This is a genomic window from Chryseobacterium sp. GVT01B, from assembly GCF_019970045.1.
Lineage (GTDB): Bacteria > Bacteroidota > Bacteroidia > Flavobacteriales > Weeksellaceae > Chryseobacterium.
Map to the genome: position 1 here is coordinate 1 of NZ_JAHXYI010000007.1, position 25,352 is coordinate 25,352.

A 25,352-nucleotide genomic window follows, 5' to 3' on the forward strand; every position below is an offset into this window, starting at 1 on the left:
ACAGAAGTTAAGCCCACCAGCGCCGATGGTACTGCGAAAGCGGGAGAGTAGGCCGCCGCCAGTTTTTATTTTATTTTTAAAAATCCTTTATCTTATGATAAAGGATTTTTTTTGCTTTATACACAACTCAAATCCAAAGCAAACCCAGCACAACTCGAAAGAAAACACAACTCCAAAGCAATGAGTAATCAATAATGATTAATGGTTCCTGTTTCCAACCAATACCAGAGATCCTTCATCATTGATTATTTATCACTTATCATTGATAGCACTCCCTTGTCACTCCGAAGGAGTCTAAACAGTGCATTATTCTAGTCAGTTACTAAGTATAGCTTATCAGATCACTTAAATATTAAAAACTCTGTGCTACTCCTTTGAATCCTTTAGGCTCTAATAGTGTGGCTGGATTCCTTCGGAATGTCATAGTTGGGATATTATTAGATCACTATATAAAATTGATGACTCTTAATCTGTACCCAATAACTCATAATTTATAATTTATAATTCATCATTCGTCTTCCCTAGCCACGATAGTAATGGTTACCCCGCAGGACGAGTGGTAAAGCTGTTGGGTTTGAGCGTAGGAAAGCATAGGAGCGAGGAGTATGAATGGATAGCGGGAGAATGCTCCTGAAATAGTAATAAGTTCTTTAGAAAACGATTCTTTACTATTGATGTAATTTTTGTCAGAATCCTATCTTTATGTATAGGATGTAATATTGTATGAATCTAAATTTAGTATATTATTTACATTAGTTATTATATTATCAATAATATATTCATCCAAATTTCTAATGGCTAAACCTTTTGTTATTTCTAATCTTAATACAAGACTCATCATCTTTTTAAAAATAAATGCATATATAAAAAACACGGCTATCTCAAACTGAAATAGCCGTGTTTATTTTTTATAATTTTATTATCAGACTTGAATTACTCCCAAGTTGAATTTCTCGGTAATAGGAGCGTTATTAGCCGCTTCAATTCCCATAGAAATCCATTTTCTTGTATCAGCTGGGTTGATGATGGCATCTGTCCATAATCTTGCAGCTGCATAAGTAGATTCTGTTTGTTTCTGATATTTTTTTGAAATTGTATCCAAAATTTCGTTGTGTTCTTCTTCAGTAATTTCTTTTCCTTGCTTTTTTAACGTAGACTCCTGGATCTGAGCAAGTACTTTTGCGGCTTGTGCTCCTCCCATTACAGCCAGATCAGCCCAAGGCCATGCAACAATTAATCTGGGATCATAAGCTTTTCCACACATCGCATAGTTTCCTGCTCCGTAAGAATTCCCCGTAATAATAGTAAATTTAGGAACTACAGAATTGGAAACTGCATTTACCATTTTAGCTCCATCTTTAATGATACCTCCATGTTCTGATTTGGAACCTACCATGAATCCGGTAACGTCCTGTAAGAAGATTAAAGGTATTTTTCTTTGATTACAGTTGGCTATAAATCTGGTTGCTTTATCTGCAGAATCTGAGTAAATAACTCCACCAAACTGCATTTCTCCTTTACCACTTTTTACAAGCTTTCTCTGATTGGCTACAATACCTACAGACCAGCCATCAACTCTGGCTGTTGCACAGATAATACTTTTACCATAATCTGGTTTATATTCTTCGTATTCGGAGTTGTCTACAATACATTTGATAATTTCGTAAGTATCATATTGCTCAGCTCTGGAAACCGGCATAATTCCGAAAATATTTTCAGGATTTTCTTTTGGCGGGTAACTTTCAATTCTGTCAAAGCCTGCTTTTTCAGTACTTCCAAGAGATTTCATGATGTTTTTGATTCTGTTCAAAGCATCTTTGTCATCTTTAGCCTTATAATCTGTTACTCCAGAAATAGAGCAGTGGGTGGTAGCGCCTCCCAATGTTTCATTATCAATACTTTCACCGATAGCAGCTTTTACAAGATAGCTTCCGGCAAGGAAAATAGAACCTGTTTTATCCACAATCATCGCTTCATCACTCATGATTGGTAAATAAGCTCCTCCGGCTACACAGCTCCCCATAACGGCAGAAATCTGGATGATCCCCATAGAGCTCATTTTAGCATTATTTCTGAAAATTCTTCCAAAATGTTCTTTATCTGGAAAGATCTCACCCTGCATTGGAAGATAAACACCCGCAGAATCTACCAGATAAATGATTGGAAGCTTGTTTTCCATGGCAATTTCCTGTGCTCTCAGGTTTTTCTTTCCTGTGATAGGAAACCATGCACCAGCTTTTACAGAAGCGTCATTCGCAACGATGATACATTGTCTTCCGGAAACGTAGCCAATAACCACTACAACTCCTCCGCTGGGACATCCTCCATGTTCCTTATACATTTCATATCCTGCAAATGCTCCTACTTCTATGGAATCTGAATCTTTATCGAGAAGATAATCTATTCTTTCTCTTGCTGTCATTTTTCCTTCATCACGAAGCTTTTGAAGCCTCTTCTCACCACCTCCTTTTTTGATCTCAGTGAGTAAGCGATTTATTTCAGATAATTTTAGTCTGTTCTGATCTTCTCGTTTATTGAATTCGATGTCCATAAAATTTTCAATTTTTTACGCTTAAAGATACTATTTTTATGAGGAATACAAATAGGAAGTAAAACAGGTGTTTAATAGTTTGGTTTCTAGTAAATTGTGAAATTTTTAACTAAAAAATATTTTTAAATAATTTATATTTTTTCTAACTTTACACTAGAGTAACAGAGGTGATATTCTCTGCAAATACTCTAAGTTCCTAGTTTATTTTTTTAATAGTTTATTATTTGAAGGCCCTGAAAGTTTAACAAATTTTCAGGGTTTTTTATTGATTGATCTTTATTTTAATTTTTATTAACTTTTTTTATATTAAACGTGTTTTTTTATCAATTTTTGTGATTGGGATTTGTAAATTTGCACGTTAAAAATCAAAAGGAGATAGGTTATGCATAAATTGGCACTTTTCAGGTTGCATTTAATAGTGTTTTTGTGGGGGTTCACTGCAATTTTGGGAAAATTAATTCATGCCAATGCTCAGATCCTTGTGTTTTACAGGATGTTGTTTGCTTCTATCTTTCTTTTTGTATTCATCAGGGGCTTTAAGAAAGAAAGTATAAAAGTTTCAAAAAAAATATTTTTTCAGCTGGCGGCAATAGGTTTTGCAATGGCGCTTCACTGGTATTGTTTTTTCTATTCCATTAAAGTTTCCAATGTTTCCATTGCGTTAAGTTGTCTTTCTTTATCTACACTTTTTGCCTCGATTCTGGAGCCTATTATTTTCAAAAGAAAGATCGATATATCTGAAGTTATAATGGGAACGGTCATCGTTGCCTGTATATTATTAATCTTCAAAACAGAGTTTCATTTTAAAGAAGGTATTATTTATGGAATCCTTTGTGCTGTATTTGGAACTATCTTTTCTGTTTTTAATGGGAAAATGTTTGGCAAAACGAGTTCTGGAAACATCATTTTTTATGAAATTTTCTGTGGATGGTTTATTTTATTGATATTTTATTTGCTTTCGGGGCAAATTTTTCAAATGAACGAAATAAACTACCGGGATTTGGCGTTAATATGCTTGTTAGCCGGTGTTTTTACCGCTTTCCCCATGTTAGAATCGGTGAAATTAATGAAGTATATATCACCTTTTACTTTAATTTTAACAGTTAATTTAGAACCTGTCTACGGAATTATACTAGCTTTTTTTATCTTTGGGGAATCAGAACATATGAGCCCTATATTTTATATTGCTTCAGGAGTTATGATACTGGCAATCATAGTCAATGGATTAATTAAAGCCAGAAAAACTAAAAACTTAAACTAAGCATCAAATTTATATGATGAAAAAATATCTTTTACTTGCATTTTCACTGCTGTTTGGGCTGTCTCAATCTCAGATTATCAGGAAATATTCCAATGAATTCTTAAATATCGGAGCCGGAGCAAGAGGTCTTGCAATGGGTGGGGCAGTAATTACCAATCAGGATGATGTATATTCTCCTATGTGGAACCCTGCAGGTTTGATGTCAGTTGAAAGAGACTGGCAAGGTGCAGCAATGCACGCAGAATACTTTGAGTCTATCGCAAAATACGACTATCTGGCGTATGCGAAAGTACTTGAAGAAGGTGTTTTTGGGGTTTCAGTGGTGAGACTTGGTGTAGACAATATTTTGAATACTACCCAGATGATTGACTCTGAAGGAAATATTGATTATGATAAAATTACTAAATTTTCTCAATCCGATTACGCGGCTATCCTTTCTTATGCTTTCAGGCCAGGAGGAAATCCAAAATTGGATGTTGGGGTAAATGCTAAAATTGTCTACAGAAACGTAGGTAAATTTGCAAATGGTTATGGTTTTGGTTTTGATGTGGGGGCGATTTATAAAGCAGATAACGGATGGAAGTTTGGAGGTATGGTAAGAGATATCACTACTACCGTCAACTTTTGGAGTATCAATCAGAAAGAACTTTCAACTGTTGTCAACGGAGAAGAATTCAACCCCGCACCGAAAGATAAACTGGAACTTACAATGCCTAAGTTGAATGTAGGTGCCAGTAAATTATTTGAAATCAACAGTAGTGTTTATGTATTGCCGGAAGCAGGAATTAATGTAGATTTCGCTAAAACTGCTTCATTGATTTCAACAGATTTTGCAAGTATCAGTCCCTATGCAGGAGCTGAACTGGGATATCAGAAAATGATTTTTGTGAGATTGGGGATCAACAGATTCCAGTCAATTACAGATATAGAAGACCTTAAAAGAAAAGTTTCTTTCCAGCCAAGTGCAGGTCTTGGGATCAGATACAGAGGACTTACACTGGATTATGCGATTACGAATTCAGGGATAGGCGGATCTAATTTCTATTCCAATTTCTTCTCATTGAAACTTGATATGGGAGCATTCAGAAACGATTAAAATTATAGAAATGAAAAAGTTATTAATGCTGACGTTGGTTGTGTGCTCAACAATGGCTTTTACACAAAAGGTTTCAGATTACAAATATGTAGTGATTCCGGAAAAATTTAAAACCTTTAAAAATAGCAGTTTTGGATTGGAAGCTTATCTGGCTAAAGCCTTACAGGGAAAAAAATATGAAATTTTAACCGAAGCGATGGACAAATGGCCGTCTGAGGCTAGAAATAATTCCTGTAATGTAATTAATGCAGAAGTACTAAATGATAAAAGTTTATTTACAAATAAAGTGATTCTGCAGTTCAAAGACTGTAACAAAAAGACTATTTTTGAATCCAAAGGTCGTTCGGATATAAAAGAATTTGAAGAAGGGTTTCCAGATGCATTGAAGCAAGCTCTCATAGACGTTGCATTCTCCAATCCTATAGAGATGCTGCCTGCAAAAATGTCTGATAATACTCAAAACGGACAGAATATAGTTTCGAAAACTATTGTATCTTCAAAAACTCCGGAAGCGAATAGCTACTCAAATGGGAAGTTTACCCTTCAGAAAATACAGATTGATCCTACTCAATTTATCTTAGCAAAATCTGGAAGTTCTGTACCATTTGCAACATTTAAATCAACTTCGAAAGATGCTGTTTTCTTAGTGAAATTGGCTGACGGAAATACTACCATAGGATATTTTGAAAACGGAAGCATTGTGATAGATATGCCACAGGCTGATGGAAAATTTTCTAAAGAAGTTTTTGCGGCAAAATAATCTGGAAATTACAAAATAATAAACATAAAAGGCTCTTGAAAAAGAGCCTTTTATAATATATATGCTGATGTGTTTTTCATTTTTTCAGAAAGTGAGAAGATGCTTTGATCAGACTTTCTACATGAAACAGACATAAGAGGTAAGTCACCATTTATAGTGATAAATGAAAATATAGAAAGATTTATAAAATGAGAAAAATTTTCATAGTATTATTGTTATTAGTTGATATTACTAATTTATGAAAAAATTATAAATAATACTATTATTTAGTAAAATATTTATTTATTTGTGTTTTTCTTTAATGAATTATCCTTATGGTTAAAGGAATGTTGATTTTTGTCACTTGTTGATGAAATAGAAAATAGATGTGAAATTTTATAAAGAAGGACTATTTTGCTAGTGTAACATAACTGTTAAACTGCGCCAGATTATCAATTGGCATTAAAAAACTCCCAAATCACTTTAGCCTTACTTTTCCCTAAAATTTCTTCCAGCGTTTCCATATTGGCTTCTTTGATACGTTTTACAGACTTTAGTTTAGACAGAAGCAGCTCAATAGTTTTTTCTCCAACACCAGGAATTTCTTCCAGTTCAGATTTTATTGTAGAATTTTTTCTTCTCGTTCTATGATGCTTTACCCCAAATCGGTGAGCCTCGTCACGTACACGCTGAAGGATTTTCAATGTTTCAGATTTTTTATCCAGATATAAAGGAATAGGATCTTCAGGGAAGAAAATCTCCTCCAGTCTTTTGGCGATACCTACAATGGTAATTTTTCCGTAAAGTCCCAATAATCTAAGGCTCTTTACAGCTGAAGACAACTGTCCCTTTCCTCCGTCTATCAGAATAAGCTGGGGGAGATCTTCACCTTCATCAAGCATCCTTTTGTAACGGCGGTAGATCACTTCTTCCATCGTAGCAAAATCGTTAGGCCCTTCCACTGTTTTAGGATGGAAAATTCTGTAATCTGCTTTACTTGGTCTGCCATCTTTGAAAACAACGCATGCTGAGACAGGATTAGTTCCCTGAATATTTGAGTTATCAAAACCTTCAATATGTCTGGGCTCAACCGGCATTCTGAGAAGTTTCTGCATTTCCGCCATGATTCTGTTGGTATGCCTTTCAGGATCTACAATCTGAACCTGTTTCAGTTTTTCCAGACGATATTCTTTAGCGTTTTTTTCGGAAAGCTCTACAATTCTTTTTTTATCTCCAACCTTAGGAACAATCAGTTTTACATTAGGAATTTCTACAGACAAATGAAATGGCAACAGTACTTCTTTGGAATCAGAAGAAAATTTCTGGCGGATCTCAATCAACGCTTCCTCCATAATGTCTTCATCTGTTTCTTCAAGAATTTTTTTTATCTCGGTCGTAAAACTCTGGATGATATTTCCATTTCTGATTTTAAAGAAATTGACATATGCTGCCGTTTCATCGCTGGTCATTCCGAAGACATCCACATCGTCAATATTAGGGTTGACTACAGTATTCTTAGCCTGGTAATCTTCCAGAATATCGAGTCTTTCTTTAATAATCTGAGCTTGTTCAAACTGAAGATTGGAAGCAAGTTTCATCATCTGATTGACCAGATAATCCTTAGCTTTTCGGAAATCCCCTTTGATAATCCCGCGGATGGCATCTATCTTTTCATCATACTCTTCCTTGCTTTCAAGGTCTTCACACGGACCTTCACAGTTTTTAATATGATATTCCAGGCAGACTTTATATTTCCCTTCAGCAATTTTGGCCGGAGAAAGATTCAGATTACAGGTTCTAAGTTTGTAAATATGTTTGATGGTATCCAGTAAAATCTTTGCAGGACGTACTTTTGCATAAGGACCATAATATTCGGATCCATCTTTAATTACATTCCTGGTCAGAAAGATTCGTGGAAAATCTTCATTTTTGATGCAGATCCACGGATAGGTTTTGTCATCTTTCAACATGACATTGTAAAACGGCTGATGTTCCTTAATCAGATTATTTTCCAATAAAAGTGCATCATACTCACTGTTTACAATTGTCGTTTCCAATCGCTGGATTTTCCCGACCATTATTTTGATCCTGTATCCGGAAAGGTTTTTGTTGAAATAGGAGAGAACCCTTTTTTTTAGATTTTTCGCTTTCCCAACATACAAAAGCTGTTCGTTTTTATCATAATAACGATAAACGCCGGGTTCGGATGGTAAGGTTTTGAGCTGTAGTTCTAAAGAAGGATTCATATAACAAAATTAAGGAAACTTTCCCTATTTAAAAAAGAAAACCTGCAGATCAGTCCGCAGGTTTTAATTTATTCTTGGAAGTATTTTATCCGTGATTCATTTCTGTATATTGATAGATCAGAAAGCTTAAATAATCCCATTCTACAGAGTTTTTAGGATATTTTTTCATAAACTCTGCATTGTCTCCGAATAGAAAATCGTAGTTATCTTCAAAATCATCTTTATGAAGCCACATCACTTTGTCACCCTTTTTTACATAATAAGATTTTATGACACCGCCACCAAATGCAGGAGCACCACCAAAACCTGTTGACATGGTTTCTGAAGCGAACGGATCATGATAAACCGTAATAAGTTCATTAAATTCAGGATTGATAACCTGCATTAAAAAAGCTTTGGGCTCTTTCTTGTTTTTTAAAGAAACAACCTGGTTTTCATATGGGATTGCATCGTTGGTTACAGATTTACTGTATTTTTTGGTGCTGTAATTCCTCATGTTTGAAATAAACTTTCCTGCTTTCATAGATTTTTCCCTCTCTGTTGCATACAAATACATTTCAGCAATATCTACCGCTGTAAATTTCATAGGCTTTCTCGTATCAACGTCTTCAATGGTAATGGACAGAATTTGTCCTCTCTGTTTTTCCCATGATTTACTGTAACCCTGGTATTCAGTATTGTCTTTTAATATGATTGTGGAGACCTTTTTATCAGATGCAGTATCGAACCCTTCGTTAAACAGATAACGGTTCATTTCTTTTCTTTCTTCTTTGGAATATTTTACTTTCTGGGCGAAAGCTGTTGTGCTTGCTACACATAAAGCAAGGAGTAGAGTTTTCAGTCTCATGTATTATTGTTTTTAATTTCGGGGCTAAAAATAGTAAAATAATTTCCTTGTTTATATAAAAATATAGAAGATTGAAATTTAGCTTTTCCAATTATTGTTAAATGCGTAATTTTAAGAAAATTTTTTAGAAATGATATACGGGGTAGATGTTTTTACTTTCCATGATGTTCTGGAAATCTGTAAAAAGCCAAATAAAGCCAAGCTTAATAAAGCCGCAAAAGAACAAATCTTAAAATCTCAGAAAAACGTACAGAAAATAGTAGAGTCTGACAGATGTGTGTATGGAATCAATACCGGGTTCGGACCTTTATGTGATACTAAAATATCGGCAGACGAAACAGCTCAGTTACAATATAACCTGATTATCTCTCATGCAGTAGGAGTAGGAAAACCGATTGATAAAGAACTTTCCAAGATTATGATGATTGCTAAAGTTCATGCACTTTCAAAAGGATTTTCCGGAGTTTCTCTTGAAGTTATTGAAAGAATGATTCTGATGCTAGAAAAAGATATCATTCCGGTGGTTCCTGAACAAGGATCTGTAGGGGCTTCGGGAGACCTTGCTCCTTTGGCACATCTGGTGTTGCCTTTACTTGGTTTAGGACAGGTTTGGGAAGGGAATCAGGTTTCTGATACCATGGAAGTTCTGAAGAAACTCGACCTTGAAGCATTGGCTCTAGGGCCAAAAGAGGGATTAGGATTGATCAACGGAACCCAGTTTATCCTTGCTCATGCAATCAAAGGGCTTGAAAAATTTGAATATTTATTAGATCTTGCGGATATGACTGCTGCAATGAGTATTGAAGCGTACAGAGGTTCTGCGAGCCCGTTCAAAAAAGAGCTTCATGAGATCAGACCTTTTGAGGGCAGTAAAAAAGTAGCGGCAAGAATGCTTAAATTCTTAAAAGGATCAGAAAATATGCAAGCTCACGAAGATTGCGAGAGAGTTCAGGATCCTTATTCCATGAGATGTGTACCACAGGTTCACGGAGCCAGCAGAAACGCTTTTGAACACCTTAGAATTATGGCGGAAACAGAACTGAACTCCGTAACAGACAACCCGATTGTATTAAGTGCTGAAGAATCTATTTCAGGGGGTAACTTCCACGGACAGCTGATGGCTCTGCCTTTAGACTATGCTACGCTGGCAGCTGCAGAATTAGGTAATATTTCTGACAGAAGAAGTTACTTATTGTTAGAAGGAAAGTACGGATTACCAAGATTATTAACGGAAAGCTCAGGATTAAATTCAGGATTTATGATCCCTCAATATACTTCAGCTGCTTTGGTTACAGAAAATAAAACATTATGTTTTCCGGCGTCAGCAGACTCTATTCCTACAAGTTTAGGTCAGGAAGATCATGTTTCCATGGGGAGTATTTCAGGAAGAAAATTCAATCAGGTTCTTGGTAACCTTGTGAATATTTTATCCGTTGAGCTGATGTTTGCTGCTCAGGGACTGGAATTCAGAAGGCCTGCAAAATGCTCTAAAGTAATTGAAGAAAACTTTACAGTTCTTCGTTCCAAAGTTGCTAAGCTTGAAGATGACCGACTGATCGGTAAAGACATGCTGGCAATTGCAGAGCTGATCAATGAAAGAAAATTTGTTGTCAACTAAACTTTAAATAAATAAAAGCTTCCGAAAGGGAGCTTTTTTGCTTTCACAAATCTTTTAATCTTTAAATCCTTCAATTTTTAAATCAAATAAACATGAATGTACTTAGAACAGATTCTACGAATCCAGACTTTCAAAAATTAGTAAAATATCTTGACGCTACTTTAGCAGAACATAATGGTGAGGAAGATGATTTTTTTGCTCAGTTTAATAAAATTGATACCATTAAAAACTGTATTGTAGTTTATATTGATGCTATTCCGGCAGCTTGCGGAGCATTCAAACCTTTTTCCGAAGATACAGTAGAAATAAAAAGAATGTTTACCAATCCGGATTTCAGAAAAAAAGGACTGGGTTCAACGATTGTAAAGGAACTGGAAAGCTGGGCCGCAGAATTGAATTTTAAAAAGGCGGTTTTAGAAACTTCTCAGGATCTGAAAAATGCTATTTCCGTGTATGAGAAAAGTGGATTTTACAGAATACCCAATTATGGACAATACATTGGAATAGAGCAAAGTGTCTGCTACGAGAAGATATTGTAATTTAATATTCATGTAATGCTAAATTCATTTTTTAAAAGTTTTTAATTCTCATGAAAGTGTTATATTGTGGCTCCAACCAAAATTATAACATATGAAAAAAACTGTATTCCTACTGGCAATATTTTTTGCCTTAAATTCGTGTTCCAGAGAAGAACTTCAGAACGAAAATGTAAAAACAGAAATGGCACAGAAAGATCCACTGACTGCAAAGCAAATCAATGAAAGGATCAATCAGGCTATTAAAACGGACGGAACTTTCAATTGGAAGAATGAATCTGATCATTTCGTTTGGAGTGCTATTTTCCGCGGAAACAAAATGGTGTCTATCGGTTTCGGAGCTTCTAAAGATGATTTTGACAGAAGTAAATCTCCAAACAGTAACGATATGGAAAAAGAAGTTCTTTCTGTAATCAAAAAATATGAAGGAAAAGAGGAGAGAAATTTTCTTCTTCTTTCAGATCAGTATCTTAACCAAATGGATGTTGTTATTGAAAATGAAGAAACCATTGCTGCTCTTCGACAAATGAAAAATATCCGATATGTAGAGCCGGCTGACTATCATTATTTTGAATTTGAAGCTCAATATAATGCAGAAGCAAAATCTTCCGGAAGCGGTTCGTCAGGATGTGGTTTTTCATCATCAACATTAAGTACGGCAGATTACACCTCTACAACACCAAGTGCAAAAATCCCTTGGGCTTTCACCAAGCACAGCATTCCTGAAGCATGGAGTTACAGTACAGGAGCAGGCGTTACCATTGGACTTATTGATACAGGAGTTTCTCCGGAACAGACTTTATTGGGAGGAAGCTTTAACAACGGAGCATCTTCAGGGAGAACAATCAGCAAGTTGGGAGTATATAACTCAGACGGATCCGGAGATCAGTGTGGGCACGGAACAAAAATGGCTTCCGTAATGACAGCTCCGAGAAATAATGCAGGACTGCCTGTAGGAGTTGCTTATAATGCCAATCTGATCGCCTACAGGGCTGCAGAAAACGTTGTTCTGGAAACATCCAGCGAGCAGACTGCTGTAAAAACGGCTTTTACAGAATTAGGCAACAATACCAGTGTGAAGATCATTTCAATGTCAATGGGACATATTTTCTCTGTCGGAAAAATTGAAGACGGTGTTAAATATGCTTATTCTAAAGGAAAACTGATTTTCTGTGCAGGAGGAACTTCTACCAGCTTTACCAGTTTTGTGGGGGTGATTTTCCCTGCATCAATGTCGGAAACCCAAGCGATAACAGGGGTAAAAGAGAATACATCCAATCAGAAATGTGATGTTTGCCACTCCGGAAGTCAGATTGATTTTACCTTCCAGATGGAGAGAGCTTCAGGAAATACAGTTCCGGTTTTGAGCTATTACAACGGACAGGCAGATTATGTGGGTGGTTCTTCAGTAGCTACAGCGGCTACGGCAGGAATCGCGGCATTAGTTTGGGCTAAAAATCCATCATGGACAAGAGATCAGGTCCTTAATAAAATGAGACAGTCTGCAACCTACTATCCGAACGTTAATTCAAGCTACGGTTACGGAAACATCAATGTATTAAAAGCAGTACAGTAATAATTATTACCATTAGAAAAAGAAAAGGAAATATCTCTGCTGAGGTATTTCCTTTTTTTATTGTAATATCAGATTATCCAATCCTTACACTTGTCATGCTCAGTGAGCCTCCGATAAGTTCATCGTTGAATAAAGTAAGTTCTTCAGACTGATCTTTCAGCCCCAAAGTATATAATAAAGGAAGATAATGATCAGGTGTAGGAACTGCATACTGTAAGAAAGTTCCCTGTTTCTGGTAATCAATAATATTCTGGAAATTTCCGTCCAGAAGCCAGTTATTGGTTTTTTCTCTAGCTTCCACAGCCCAGTCCCAGCCAGCTCCCACCGTATTTATATTTTTCCAGTCGATAAGGCGAAGGTTATGCACAATATTTCCACTTCCAATAATCAGAATACCTTTTTCACGAAGCTTATTCAGTCTTTTGGCAAGATCGTAATGGTACTGTGGAGGTTTTGTATGGTCGATACTCAGCTGGATCACAGGAATATCAGCATCAGGATACATATGTTTTATCACAGACCATGCACCATGATCCAGTCCCCAGCTGTGGTCTTCTTCTACATCAACGGGGAGCAAAAGTTCCGCCGTTTCTTTTGCCAGTTCCGGGCTTCCGGGAGCAGGATACTGTACATCAAAAAGGGCTTTTGGAAAACCATAAAAATCGTGGATTGTTTTAGGCATGTCCATAGCCGTTACAAAAGTTCCGTCTGTATACCAGTGGGCAGAAATACAAAGAATTGCATTAGGTTTAGGAATCTCAGAGGCTGCTTTTCGGAAACCCTGTACAAATTGATTTTCTTCAATGGCGTTCATAGGTGAACCATGTCCAAGAAATAAAACGGGCATTCTCTGTGTGCTTTTAAAACTATTGCTTATGTTTTGAAGATCGTTGAGGTTCATAAATTAAATATTGAAGAGTATAAAAAAATAAAAGGTTCAAGGCTTTTAGACAAATCCCTGAACCTTTTATAATATGTGTTATAAATTATGCTTGTTTTACAAACTGTAATTCACCAGCTATCTTTACATCATCACTTACCATTACACCTCCTGCTTCAAGAGCTGCATTCCAGTTTAATCCAAAATCTTTTCTGCTGATTTTTCCTTCAAAAGAGAAACCTGCTTTTGTATTTCCCCATGGGTCTACATTGATTCCTCCGAAGTCTACATCAAGAGTGATAGGTTTTGTAACTCCGTTAACAGTAAGATTTCCAACAATTGAATTATTTAATGCCTGAGATTCAAAAGTGATCGTAGGGTGTGCTTCAGCGTTGAAAAATTCTGCAGACTTCAAGTGATTGTCTCTGTCTGTATTGTTTGTGAATACAGAATCTGTTTGAATAGTAGCTGTAGTTTTTGCGTTTGCAAAAAACTCGTCTTCAGATTCAATTTCAGCAGTGAAAGTTCTGAAGCTTCCTTTTACGTTAGAAATCATCATGTGTTTTACTTTGAAAGTAATTTCACTATGCGTTGGGTCTAAGATCCATTTTGTTGCCATTGTATTTTGTATTTTTTGTTTGTTATTAATGATGCAAATCTAGGATAGAGTACCTATACAAGTCATTGATATAGGATAAGAAATTCATTTTTTTACATCAATCGTCAATTTTGCTTCGCAAGTGAACGGTGAATGATTGTGGCTGTTCAAAATGAAAATTGACAAGCAAAGCGAATTGACAATTCACAATTGACTCATTTAATAATCAATGGTCAATTTTGCCTCATATGTGAATGGTTAAAGCTGTTCAAAAATTTAAAAATTGACAAGCGGAGCGGATTGACCATTCACGATTGACTTATTCTAATCCCTATAAAAATCCAACTATTAAGTTAAGAAATAATTTCTTTGAAAGCATGAATTCCATTTTATGAATGTTTTAATTTAACATTTCTTAACGGATGGTTTTTATTTCTTATTTTTGAAGGATTCAATTTTATACAATGAAATTACATAAATTTTCTTTATTAATGCTGGTTTTGGGCAGTTCAGCATTTGCCCAGACCCAGAAGTTTACCATGGCGGAGGCTGTAAATGGAATGAGAACCAACCTTGCCGTAAAAAATATTTCCCAGTTTTCATGGGCTGCAGACGGAAAATCGTATATCCAGGCTGTGAAAGGCGGTTATCTGATTACAGATTTGAAAACCAATAAACAGGATACCCTGATCTCGTTAAGCCAACTGAATAGAAACTTATCCAATGATAAGCTGAAGGCTGTTCCTGCTATCAAATTTACAGGGAATTCCAATGGATATTTTACTACAGGTGGTAAAATGTCGTGGATTGAAAAATCAGGAAACGACTGGAAAGTAAAAAATACAGCTGTTGTAGATCAGGATGCTGCAAATGTGAAAATGTTTGGTGACGGCCAGACTTTTGCGTTTACAGCAAAGAATAATTTATTTGTAAATAGGAGTGGGAAGACCATTGCGGTAACGAATGAGTCTAATGAAAATATCATCAGCGGACAGGCTGTTCACAGAAATGAATTCGGAATTGATACGGGAATTTTCCCTGCACCCAACTCCGAGAGTGTAGCTTTCTATAAAATGGATCAGAGTATGGTAGCGGATTACCCTATCATTGACTGGTCTGTAACGCCTGCTGTAAATCATAATATCAAATATCCGATGGCTGGTCAGACTTCTCATCAGGTAACATTAGGGGTTTTCAATATTAAAACTCAGGCTACAACTTTCTTAAAAGTTGAAGGTGAAAAAGATCAATATTTAACAGCCGTTACATGGAGCCCGGATTCTAAGTATATTTTTGTGGGAGTTCTGAACAGAGGTCAGAATCATATGAAAATGAACCAATATGATGCTGCAACCGGAGAACTGGTAAAAACATTATTTGAAGAAACAGACAGTAAATATGTAGAGCCTCAGCATCCACTTATTTTTTTCCCAAATTCCAATACAGACTTTATCTGGCAGAGTCAGAGAACAGGATACAATCACCTGTTCCATTATAGTTTAGAAAAAGGACTAGTAGCACAAATCACAAAAGGAGACTGGCTGGTAACAGATATTTTAGGATTCAATGAAAAGAAAAAGGAAATCTATTTCACTTCAACAAAAGAAACTCCTTTAGAAAGACATTTATATAGAATCAACTGGACCAATTTCAAAATGCAGAGACTGGACAGTGCAGAAGGTATGCATGCCGGAACTTTGAGCAGTGATGGAAACTATCTTTATGATGCATACAGCAATGCCAATTCACCTAGAGTTGCTAATATTATTAATACAACCAATTTAAAATCTACAAATATTCTTACTTCTGAAAATCCATTAAAGAATTATCAGAGACCGGAAATTAAAAACGTAGAACTAAAGGCAGATGACGGTACTCCTTTGTATGGGAAAATTATCCTTCCAACAAATTTTGATCCGAATAAAAAATATCCAACTATTGTTTATCTGTATAACGGACCGCACTTACAGCTAATCACAAACAGCTTCCCGGCTTCCGGAAACCTTTGGTATGAATACATGGCTCAGAACGGGTACATCATCTTCACAATGGATGGAAGAGGTTCTTCTAACCGTGGAATGAAATTCGAGCAGGCTGTATTCAGAAATCTGGGAACAACAGAAATGAATGACCAGATGAAAGGGGTAGAGTACTTAAAATCTCTTCCTTATGTAAATGGAGACAAAATGGGAATCCATGGATGGAGCTTCGGAGGATTTATGACGACAAGCTTCATGCTTCGTAAACCAGATGTATTCAAAGTAGGAGTAGCAGGAGGACCGGTAATCGACTGGAGCATGTATGAAATCATGTATGGAGAAAGATATATGGACACTCCACAGGAAAATCCACAAGGATATGCTGCTGCTAATCTTTTGGATAAAGTTCAGAATCTGAAAGGAAAATTACTGATGATTCACGGGGCGCAGGATGATGTAGTAGTATGGCAACATTCTATAAAATTCATCAAATCTGCTGTGGATAACGGAGTTCAGTTGGATTACTTTACGTATCCGGGACATCCGCATAACGTGATAGGGAAAGACAGAGTTCACTTGATGCAGAAAATTACAGATTATTTTGATTTATATCTGAAGAAATAATAATAGAATCCAGCCGGAACGGCTGGATTTTTTTTTTGATAAATAGAGTTGTTGGAAAACGCAAAGGCGCAAAGAATTTTATGATTATGTTGCTATAAGGTGCAAGAAAATCAAAGATTTTCAGCAAGGATTAATTCTTATGGTATTAGAATTATGAAATTTTATCGCAGATAAAATCCTTGCGTCTTACAGCATCATAAGTTTTTCAAAAATTGCGCCTTTGGCTTTCCAACAAATCATAGTTTAGAACAATAAGAACTCTGATCTTACCAAACATCAATGTTTTTGATTTTCCATAGTGGTAACTTTGTATCACTAAAATCGACAATATGGAATTAGGAATAGGTATGTTCGGTGATTTGGCTTTTGACCAGTCAACCGGAAAATATAGAGATGCAGGAATTAAGATCCGTGAAATACTGGATCAGGTAAAATTGATGGATGAGGTAGGGATTGATGTTTTTGCTATGGGAGAGCATCATCGTCCGGATTATGCTGTTTCCTCTCCGGAAATAGTATTGGCTGCGGCTGCAAGCATTACAAAAAATATAAAACTGGCCAGTGGAGTTACTGTTTTAAGTTCCTCGGAGCCTGTAAAAGTATATGAAGATTTTTCAACACTGGATCTGATTTCAGACGGAAGAGCAGAAATATTCGTGGGCCGTGGAAGCTTCATTGAATCATTTCCGTTATATGGTTATTCATTGAATGATTATGAACAGTTATTTGACGAAAAATTAGAATTATTACTGAAAATCAATTCTGAGGAAAATGTAAGCTGGTCAGGAAAACTTCGTGCCCCGATGCAGAATCAAACGGTATATCCAAGAGCAAAAAATGACGGAAAACTTTCCATCTGGAGAGCTGTTGGAGGGACTCCGCAGTCTGTTTTAAGCGCAGCACAATTGGGAATGCCTTTAGTGGTAGCCATCATTGGAGGAATGCCAATTCAGTTTAGAAATCTGATCGAATTCTATAAGCAGGAATACCAAAAGGCAGGACATGATGTGTCGAAGATGCAGATTGCCGTTCATTCACATACTTTTGTGAGTGACGATCAAAAATCAGTAGATGGGTATTTCCATAATTATAAATCCCAGATGGATAGGATTGGGGCTTCCAGAGGATGGGCTCCTTACACAAAAGCGCAGTATGATGGTGGAAGAAGCAAAGACGGTGCTTTATTTATCGGAAGTCCGGCAGAAGTAGCAGACAAAATTGCTTATATGAAAGAGATTTTCGGAATTACCAGATTTATCGGGCATATGGATGTGGGAGATCCTGCTCATGAAGTGATGATGAAGTCTATTGAGCTATTTGGAAAAGAAGTGAAACCAGTCATTAAAGACTTATAAAACAAAACCGCTGTTGAACATTCAACAGCGATTTTTTTATAGAAATCACAAAAATTATATTTCCTGATAATAGGCAATTGCCACCTGAGGATGAAATGGAAGCATGAATGTTTCCCATCCATTTTCCTGATTCACTTCTTTGCTGAGTAAATATTTGTTATCTATAATATCAAGCAGCAACAATTCAGGTGAAAAAAAGGTAAGTCCTATTTTATGTTTGGAAGAATCTTCCAGATGGGAAGAAATAAGATCCAGCTTAAAATTATCAAAAGGGAAAAATGTATTTCCTAAGACATCAGGCAAACTTCTGATCACTCCACCCAATTGTGAAACATAATTACTGGCCGCACCACCCAATAAAAAAGGAATTTGTTTCGCATTTGGATTTCTCTGAAGGAGCTCCCAATAATTCTTTACTGGATTTTCTTTCTCATCAAAAGCCTGATGCTGAATTTTATATTCGAAATAGGTATCATCAAAAACATACCGATCCCAAATCATTTCAGAACTTTGATCAATAACAATACGAAAAGCAAGTTTTATTTTTTTCATCGGTCATCGTTTGAGGTATAAAAGATGTTTAAATTTCCATAAAAAGGATCAATGCATTTTCACTTAATGCTTCAAACTCCAATTCTTCAAGATCCCGGAGAAGGATCGCATCCCGGTTTTCCATCAGTCTGTTTTGAAACTCAAATGCACCATTGATAACCATTCCGAAAATAGATTTGTTTGACTCTTTCAATGCATAATATCCTTCAGCACGGCCATTGTAAAGACCAATGAAATTAGGGGTTTGTACTGTTTTTGAAATTTGGAAAACATTGTTTTTAAGAGTGAAATCCAATTCATTTTTAGAAAACTGCTGAGTATATTCATCTTTTTTAAATTCAAAAATTAAAAAGTCTGATCTGTCATGATGCACCAGATTTTTGATGACAATATCTTTTCCTGATTGAGTATTAAGGGTAAGAGACATTCCTGCTGAAACAGGTTCATAAAAATCAGAGATGATAATTTCCCCATACAAAGGAAGAATGAGAAGAGTTCTTTCATCATCAAAATTGAATCTCACTTCTCCTTCAATGTCCAGAACCACTTCCTTTAGACTAAGTAAAGTATGGATCTGCTCTTCATCTTTCAGAATTTCTGTCATTGTACTTTTCTCGTTTTCCTGCCAGATTCTGAAATCATTTTTGAAAATTTTTGATGGGGTCTGAACTAACATATCTGTATGATTTAATATTTCCACTCTGCACAGACTGATGCATTGCTTTTGAGGATAGGTAACACTAGAATAATTCACATCTTTACCAGGCCTGTGCTTTGTGGAAATGGGGTAATAACTAATATTAAAGAACTTTTCGGAATTTATGCCGAAACTTTTATGGTATGAGTCAGTGCAAAACCTCCACTGACACTTCCGGAAATACTGGACATCTCGTTAGACGTCCCGTCACCAAATACATTATCATTGGCATTGTAGGTATATCCGTTCATTCCTTTATAACCGGTACTTGCTGCTACCTGTACTACTGCGCTGTCGCTTCCTTCAGGAAATGCAATCTGGGTAACCAATAGGGATTGTCCGGCAGAATTATAAACATGAACATGGATATGGGTAGCTCTTCCGTTGTACCAGCCAGGGAAAATAGAAGTAAAGCTGACCTGTCCATTGGCGTCCGTAGTCTGCCTTCCTCTTAAAAAATGAACAGAAGTATAATTGGCAGACTGCATTCCTGTTCCTCCATATTCAGAATAATTTCCATCTTTATCACAATGCCAGATGTCTACAAGAGCACCTTGAAGAATTGCACAGCTGGCATTTACGTTCTGAACAGTAATGGCAATGGTAAAAGGAACTCCTGTTCTGTCGCTTACAATATTATTTTGAACCAGAGTAGACGGAGATTTTGTAGGAAATGGACCTTCTGTTTCTGTGTTTGTGACAGAGCATCCTGTAGAACCGGATTCAGTAGAAGTACCGGATGAGGAACTTATTACATCATCGTCACTTCCGCAGTGGATTAAAAGGGGAGCGGCAACGGCTGTTACTCCTGCTAAGCCCAGACTTTTCAGAAAGCCTTTTCTATTCATTGTTTTCATAATACAGTTTTTTTTAAGATTATACTTTAAGGCTGGAAGAAGGATGCTGGGAGTGGGAAGTTATTAAGAACTATAAAACATATATAGTTCGAGTTTAAACTATCTGAAGAACAAAATCATTAATCATTTGCTCAATAGTAACTTCTATCTTCTTTCTCACAACTTTTAACCTTTTCTTATTCCAAAAGTATTTTCAAAAAACAATGCAGGAAAATTTATGAGGTAAACAAATAAAATGTGTCGGTAAATCTGTGTTTTTTAAGAATTATTAAGAATTTTGATGAGAGTTGGAGGATGAAACTTGAAATAGAGCAAAGTATGGTAAAGATATTCATTACTTCTATCTCCATCTTCCTGCCTCCATCAGAATTTACCCAATTACTTATTCACAATCTTCATGACAAGATCTTTATACGTTTCACCAATAGGAATGATGAATTCTCCGATGTGGATGCTGCGATTGACAATCGTTTTAATGTTTTGTACAGGAACAATATAGGAGCGGTGTACTCTCACAAAATCCTTTTCTGATAGTTTTTCCAGAATGTTTTTCATGGAGGAGCGTGCGGTAATGGTAGAATGATCGGTTAAATGAATCTGGATATAATCATCCAGCCCTTCAATCAGAAGAATATCATTAAAGTTGATTTTATGAAGTTTGTAATCGGCGCGTATGGAAAGGTATTTTATTTCATCGGTATCAGCATTGGTTTTTACTTTTTCAACAGCTGTTTTGAATCTTTCGAAAGAAAATGGCTTTAACAGGTAATCTACAGCATTAATACTGAACGCGTCTACAGCATATTCTGAATAAGCTGTGGTAAAAATAACTTTGGTGTTCTGGGAGATGTTTTTATAAAAATCCATGCCATTTTTGGAAGGCATTTCTATATCCAGAAAGATGAGGTCAACAGGGAATTTGTTGAGGTACTTTTGTGCATCACTTTGAGTATTGAAGATCTTTTCCAGAGACAGATTTTCAATTTTTCCGGCGTAATTCTCAATGATTTTCAAGGCGAGAATTTCATCGTCAAGGGCGATGGCTTTTATCATAGTTTACAGTAAATTAATTTTTAAATCAACTTTGTAGGTCCTTCCGTCATTCATTGTATTTAAAGAATGTTTTCCCGGATAAACCTGTTGTAAATGCTCAAGGGTATTTTTCAATCCGACTTTTAAGCTTTCTTCATCCGTAATAGCGTGGTTTACAATATTATTAAAAACATTCAAATGCACAGATTCTTCCTGGATAATTATTGTGACAGATATTTTTGAATTTTCCTCTGCATTAAAACCATATTTAAAGGCATTTTCAATAAAGTTAACCAAAATAAACGGAGCTATCTGAAGGCTTTTTGTTTCTCCTGTTTCAGTATAGGAAAAATCAAGGCTGCTGTCTGTTCGGAGCAATTGTAAAGCTATATAATCCTTTATATATTCAATTTCTTTGCTGAGCGTTACCAGATCTTTGCTGCTTTCCTGTACCACGTAACGCATGACATTGGAAAGTTTCAGAATTCCATTGGGAGTATCATCAGATTTAAGCAAGGCCAATGAGTAAATAGAATTTAAAATATTGAATAAAAAGTGGGGCTGCAGCTGGTATTTTAAGCTTAATAATTCAGCCTTGGCTTTGGAGCGTTCCAGTTCTTTTTTCTCAATATTTTTAAAGATAAAAAGAGAAGACAGGAATGAAAAAAGGAAAGGGAGAAGAGATGAAAAGATCATCTGTCCATATGAAGCCTTATTTCTTTGCTGAAAATTTTCATGAGAAAATCTTCCTTCCATTGGCGGCGGCGGTATATTTCCGTTTGGGCTTACGGGAGGCGGAAGCATCTGCGAGGGAAAACCTGGGGTAGAAATATTATTTTCTGCCGTAAGGTAATTCGGAACAAAAACCATGAGTCCGAAACATAGCAAGAGACAGATTGTAAACAGAACATACTTCTTCTTGCTGTAAAGCTTTGGGAGAAACAGGTTGAGGTTGACATAGAAAAAAATCACCACCAGCACAAAACGGATAAACTCTCTCTGGAATGGAGAAACCTTAAATACAGATAATGTCCCGTCAAAATCCGGTGAAGAAACGATCGGAATTGTTAAGAGTAGCAGGATAAGGATAATATGTTGACCAATTTTTTTCACGCAGTATAATGAATTAAAATGCAATTCTTTTCTGAATTCAAATGTAATGAAATGACCTATATAAAAATAGACCTGAGATCAAAATGAAAATCTCAGGTGTACTTTTTATAAGATGAAACTTACAGTTTTAGAACTTAAAATGTAGTTGTAATGGTACGTTTACACTATCTCAATCAGACTTCCTCTTTCTTCGTCCTTGATAATATTCAGAGCTGTAGGAATCTTTTCCTTCAGTTCTTCAACGTGCGAAATAATCCCCACAATCCTGTTTTCTTTCATCAGATTGGTGAGCGTTTCAAATACAATGTTTACAGATTCCGTATCCTGAGTTCCAAAACCTTCATCAATAAAGAAGAAATTTTTATCGGCCTGTGCATTGGCCTGAACGCTTTCCGCAAGTGCCAGAGCAAGACTTAAAGATACCTGGAATGCCTGTCCTCCGGAAAGGGTTTTTACACTTCTGCTTTTTCCTTCGTTGAGGTAATCGATGATCTCGAAATCATTATTTTCATTAAGCTGCAGACTCAGCTGATTTCTGGTCATACGGTGAAAACGCACATTGGCATGATCGCAAAGCTGTCTCAGATAAATCGAAGAAACATATTGTACAAAACCTGCTCCTTTAAACAGATTCATCATTACCTTTAAATTCTCAGAACGTTTCTGAAGCTTTGCCAGCTCTTTCAGAAGATCTCCTTTTTTCACGAATTCTTTTTCCAGACGATCTATTTCAGCCGTTTTTGTTACGACAGAATCACTGATTTTTTTCTGCTCAATTTGGGCTTCATTGAACTGTTGCTCAGCCAGAGAAAACTGTTCATTATCGAATGAAAGTCCTTTCAGCTTTAATTCCAACTCATTGATGAATTTCTTCAAAGCTTCAAAATCAACTTTAAAATTCTGGATTTTAGTTCTCACAAGTTGAATATTGATATCCTGAAGTAAGATATTTTCAACCTCTTTGAACTCAATGAAATTCTGATCTGCCAAAGCTTTCGTAATAGCTTCTTCATTACCGGAAATTTCCTTCTCAAACTCTGCGATCTGTTTTTCAGATTGGCTGACAATAGCTTTTTGCTCTGCCAGTTTTGGAGAAAGAATTTTTTCCTGTTGTAATGCCTTTTGATAGTTTTCCTCAGTTTCTTTATTAGATCTTACCAGCTTTTGATACGCATCATCAACCTCTGTTATTTCCTTTTGAGCATACAGATTCCACTCCAGAATTTTAAGTCCTGAACGACTGATATTGATCTGTTCCTGCTTTGAAACTTCTTCCATCCGGAAAGCTTCCAAAGCACTTTTATATTTTTCCAGTGTTTTGCTTTCTTTTTCTAAAGATTCTCTTTCCAAAGCAATGTTTCGCTCCAGTTCTTCAATCTTTTTTTCTAAAGCAAATGAGTCGGAACGTTTTTTCTCAAATTCCTCTTCCTGATCCGGAGAGAATGGTTTCCATGTGAAATTCAGAAGATGATTTTCAAGATCCTTCTGAATCTGAAGAATAATTTTCTGTTCCGAAAGAAGCTGTTCCTCAAAGATTTTTTTGCGGTCCAGAATTTTATCAATTTCAGTTTCCTTCTTTTGAAGGTTATTTACTTCCTGCTCAACAGTTGTAATGTTCTCCTGACTTTCCTGCAGTTCAGTATTGACATCATGAAATTCCACAATATGCGGATGTTCCTTAGAACCACAAAGAGGACAGTTTTCTCCCTCATGAAGCTCGCTGGCAAAACGGGAAAGCTCTTTTTGTATTTTAAGATGATCCAGTTTCTGAGAAAGCTCTTTTTTCTTTACTTCTAATGCTTCTTTCCTGTTTTTGAAATCTTCTTTATAATTTTCGTTATAAGCAAAAGGTTTTAATTCCTTAGCAATTTCTTCAATCTGTTTTTGATGTTTCTCTATCTTTTCAGTCTGTTCCTGCTGTAACTTTTTTAAATTCTTTTGTTGAATAAACCATTTTCCCACCTCAGAAAGTAAAGCGGAATCCAGTTTTTGTTCTTTCAATATTTTAACCTGTGAAGAAAGTTCATCAATCTTCTTTTGAATCTTCTCTTTATTGAGATCTACCTCCTTTACCTTTTCGGAACCTTTCTGAGTTCTTTCATTCAGGGTTTTGATCTCTTCAGAAAACTTCAGGATCTGAATAATAAGATTCATATCATTTTCCTGAATTCTAGAATGGTCTAAAGCATTAAATTGTGGTTCAAGTGCAGCGAGCTGTTCTTTTATGATATTAAACGCTTTTTCAGTTTCCTGCCATGCTTTCACTTGTTCTTCTCTCTCGTTCCGCTTCTCTGCAATTTCCTTTGAAAGCTTATTTTTCTCAATAATCAGTGGATTGAAGAGCCTGAAAACGCGGTCATATAATTCTGTCTGTACTTCCAACGCATCTATCTGAGGTTTCTCTTCAGAAAGTTTACTGAATTTTTCCTTATTCTGCTGTAAACTGTCAAAATCACTTTTTAAGTTTTTCAGCTGTTGATAAGTATTGGAAATCCTTTCCAGTTTTGCATTCGATTCTGAGAGAATTTTCTGTTCTTCGGACAACTGCTCTTTCTGCATTAGGATTTTCTCCTCATTGATTTCTTCAAATCCTTTTAACTGGCCTTCAAGCTGATCCAGTTCAGATCTGTTTTTTACATTGAGTACAGAAACATTGTTCTGAAGATCAAATTTCTGAAGATTAAAGATTTCCTTCATCATATTCGTTCGTTCTGCAGCACCCAATTCAAGGAATTCTTTGAACTGACCTTGGGGAATGATGATGGTTCTTTTAAAATTGGAATAGCTTAAACCGATGATAAGTTCTGCATTAGAGTGGTCCAAAGGAACCCATTTGCCATCGATATTTTCATAGAAAGTAACCGCATTGGGCTTTACCTCCTCAAATTTTTTTGAATTTCTTTTAAAGTCGCGGGTAGCACGGAAGAGTTTATTCTCATAATTCACAAAATCAAATTCAATATAAGAACTGTTTGATTTTAAATTCATCATGTTATAAGCCCTTTTGTCACGCATGTTCAGACGTTCCGTTTCTCCATATAGAGCAAACGAAATGGCTTCCAGCACTGATGATTTTCCGGAACCTACCGCACCGAAAATACCGAACAATCCGGCTTCGGTAAGATTTCTGAAATCAATGGTCTGGCGTTCCTGATAAGAGTAAAGTCCTTCGATAGTTAATTGAACAGGAATCAT

Annotated in this window: 19 protein-coding genes; 8 read left to right on the plus strand and 11 right to left on the minus strand. The window is 36.0% G+C overall.

The window, feature by feature from the left end; all coding sequences use genetic code 11:
- Positions 1-922: 922 nt before the first annotated feature.
- Positions 923-2,551, minus strand: coding sequence for an acyl-CoA carboxylase subunit beta (locus tag LC457_RS17195; RefSeq protein WP_223600993.1), 1,629 nt, complete (start codon positions 2,549-2,551; stop codon positions 923-925).
- Positions 2,552-2,933: 382 nt separating this feature from the next.
- On the opposite strand from LC457_RS17195, the gene LC457_RS17200 reads away from it, so the two are divergent.
- From LC457_RS17200 to LC457_RS17210, 3 genes are read left to right on the plus strand one after another with little or no spacing between them, the layout of a single operon-like run.
- A complete protein-coding gene (locus tag LC457_RS17200; RefSeq protein ID WP_223600994.1) occupies positions 2,934-3,812 on the plus strand; it encodes a DMT family transporter in 879 nt (292 codons plus the stop codon).
- Between the two features lie 13 nt (positions 3,813-3,825).
- Positions 3,826-4,908 carry a PorV/PorQ family protein gene (locus LC457_RS17205; protein WP_047377696.1) on the plus strand — a complete coding sequence of 361 codons (1,083 nt, stop codon included), beginning with the start codon at positions 3,826-3,828 and terminating at the stop codon, positions 4,906-4,908.
- Positions 4,909-4,918: 10 nt separating this feature from the next.
- Positions 4,919-5,668 (plus strand): hypothetical protein, encoded by a 750-nt coding sequence (locus tag LC457_RS17210; protein WP_223600995.1) that lies wholly within the window; start codon positions 4,919-4,921, stop codon positions 5,666-5,668.
- Positions 5,669-6,099: 431 nt separating this feature from the next.
- On the opposite strand, the gene uvrC is transcribed toward LC457_RS17210, so the two are convergent.
- Complete coding sequence (uvrC, locus tag LC457_RS17215) at positions 6,100-7,893, minus strand: excinuclease ABC subunit UvrC (RefSeq protein WP_223600996.1); 1,794 nt, start codon at positions 7,891-7,893, stop codon at positions 6,100-6,102.
- An 85-nt stretch (positions 7,894-7,978) separates the two neighbouring features.
- The gene (locus tag LC457_RS17220) at positions 7,979-8,740 is read right to left on the minus strand and encodes a hypothetical protein (protein ID WP_223600997.1); all 762 of its coding nucleotides are present in this window, start codon (positions 8,738-8,740) and stop codon (positions 7,979-7,981) included.
- A 130-nt stretch (positions 8,741-8,870) separates the two neighbouring features.
- Between LC457_RS17220 and hutH the strand changes: the two genes are divergently transcribed.
- From hutH to LC457_RS17235, 3 genes are all read left to right on the plus strand, one after another.
- Entirely contained in the window at positions 8,871-10,358 is a 1,488-nt protein-coding gene (gene hutH / locus LC457_RS17225) for a histidine ammonia-lyase (protein ID WP_223600998.1), read from the plus strand.
- A gap of 92 nt (positions 10,359-10,450) precedes the next feature.
- Entirely contained in the window at positions 10,451-10,897 is a 447-nt protein-coding gene (locus tag LC457_RS17230; protein ID WP_223600999.1) for a GNAT family N-acetyltransferase, read from the plus strand.
- A 91-nt stretch (positions 10,898-10,988) separates the two neighbouring features.
- Positions 10,989-12,470 carry a S8 family serine peptidase gene (locus LC457_RS17235; protein WP_223601000.1) on the plus strand — a complete coding sequence of 494 codons (1,482 nt, stop codon included), beginning with the start codon at positions 10,989-10,991 and terminating at the stop codon, positions 12,468-12,470.
- A 73-nt stretch (positions 12,471-12,543) separates the two neighbouring features.
- Here LC457_RS17235 and ygiD read toward each other — a convergent pair whose 3' ends face one another.
- Positions 12,544-13,371, minus strand: a complete 828-nt coding sequence (ygiD, locus tag LC457_RS17240; protein WP_223601001.1) for a 4,5-DOPA dioxygenase extradiol — start codon at positions 13,369-13,371, stop codon at positions 12,544-12,546.
- Between the two features lie 85 nt (positions 13,372-13,456).
- Positions 13,457-13,969, minus strand: coding sequence for a YceI family protein (locus LC457_RS17245; protein WP_213278042.1), 513 nt, complete (start codon positions 13,967-13,969; stop codon positions 13,457-13,459).
- A 443-nt stretch (positions 13,970-14,412) separates the two neighbouring features.
- Between LC457_RS17245 and LC457_RS17250 the strand changes: the two genes are divergently transcribed.
- Both LC457_RS17250 and LC457_RS17255 read left to right on the plus strand, forming a co-directional pair.
- Positions 14,413-16,551, plus strand: coding sequence for a DPP IV N-terminal domain-containing protein (locus tag LC457_RS17250; RefSeq protein ID WP_223601002.1), 2,139 nt, complete (start codon positions 14,413-14,415; stop codon positions 16,549-16,551).
- Between the two features lie 329 nt (positions 16,552-16,880).
- Positions 16,881-17,906 carry an LLM class flavin-dependent oxidoreductase gene (locus LC457_RS17255; RefSeq protein ID WP_223601003.1) on the plus strand — a complete coding sequence of 342 codons (1,026 nt, stop codon included), beginning with the start codon at positions 16,881-16,883 and terminating at the stop codon, positions 17,904-17,906.
- Between the two features lie 54 nt (positions 17,907-17,960).
- Here the strand turns inward: LC457_RS17255 and LC457_RS17260 are convergent, their stop codons facing one another.
- The 6 genes from LC457_RS17260 to LC457_RS17285 form a co-directional block, all read right to left on the minus strand.
- Positions 17,961-18,458, minus strand: a complete 498-nt coding sequence (locus LC457_RS17260) for a hypothetical protein (RefSeq protein ID WP_223601004.1) — start codon at positions 18,456-18,458, stop codon at positions 17,961-17,963.
- Positions 18,459-18,486: 28 nt separating this feature from the next.
- Positions 18,487-19,134 (minus strand): hypothetical protein, encoded by a 648-nt coding sequence (locus tag LC457_RS17265; protein ID WP_223601005.1) that lies wholly within the window; start codon positions 19,132-19,134, stop codon positions 18,487-18,489.
- 143 nt (positions 19,135-19,277) lie between these two features.
- Entirely contained in the window at positions 19,278-20,012 is a 735-nt protein-coding gene (locus LC457_RS17270) for an intradiol ring-cleavage dioxygenase (RefSeq protein ID WP_223601006.1), read from the minus strand.
- A gap of 378 nt (positions 20,013-20,390) precedes the next feature.
- Positions 20,391-21,065 (minus strand): LytTR family DNA-binding domain-containing protein, encoded by a 675-nt coding sequence (locus LC457_RS17275; RefSeq protein ID WP_223601007.1) that lies wholly within the window; start codon positions 21,063-21,065, stop codon positions 20,391-20,393.
- Positions 21,066-21,068: 3 nt separating this feature from the next.
- Positions 21,069-22,157, minus strand: coding sequence for a sensor histidine kinase (locus LC457_RS23465; protein ID WP_223601008.1), 1,089 nt, complete (start codon positions 22,155-22,157; stop codon positions 21,069-21,071).
- Positions 22,158-22,316: 159 nt separating this feature from the next.
- Positions 22,317-25,352 carry an AAA family ATPase gene (locus tag LC457_RS17285; protein WP_223601009.1) on the minus strand — a complete coding sequence of 1,012 codons (3,036 nt, stop codon included), beginning with the start codon at positions 25,350-25,352 and terminating at the stop codon, positions 22,317-22,319.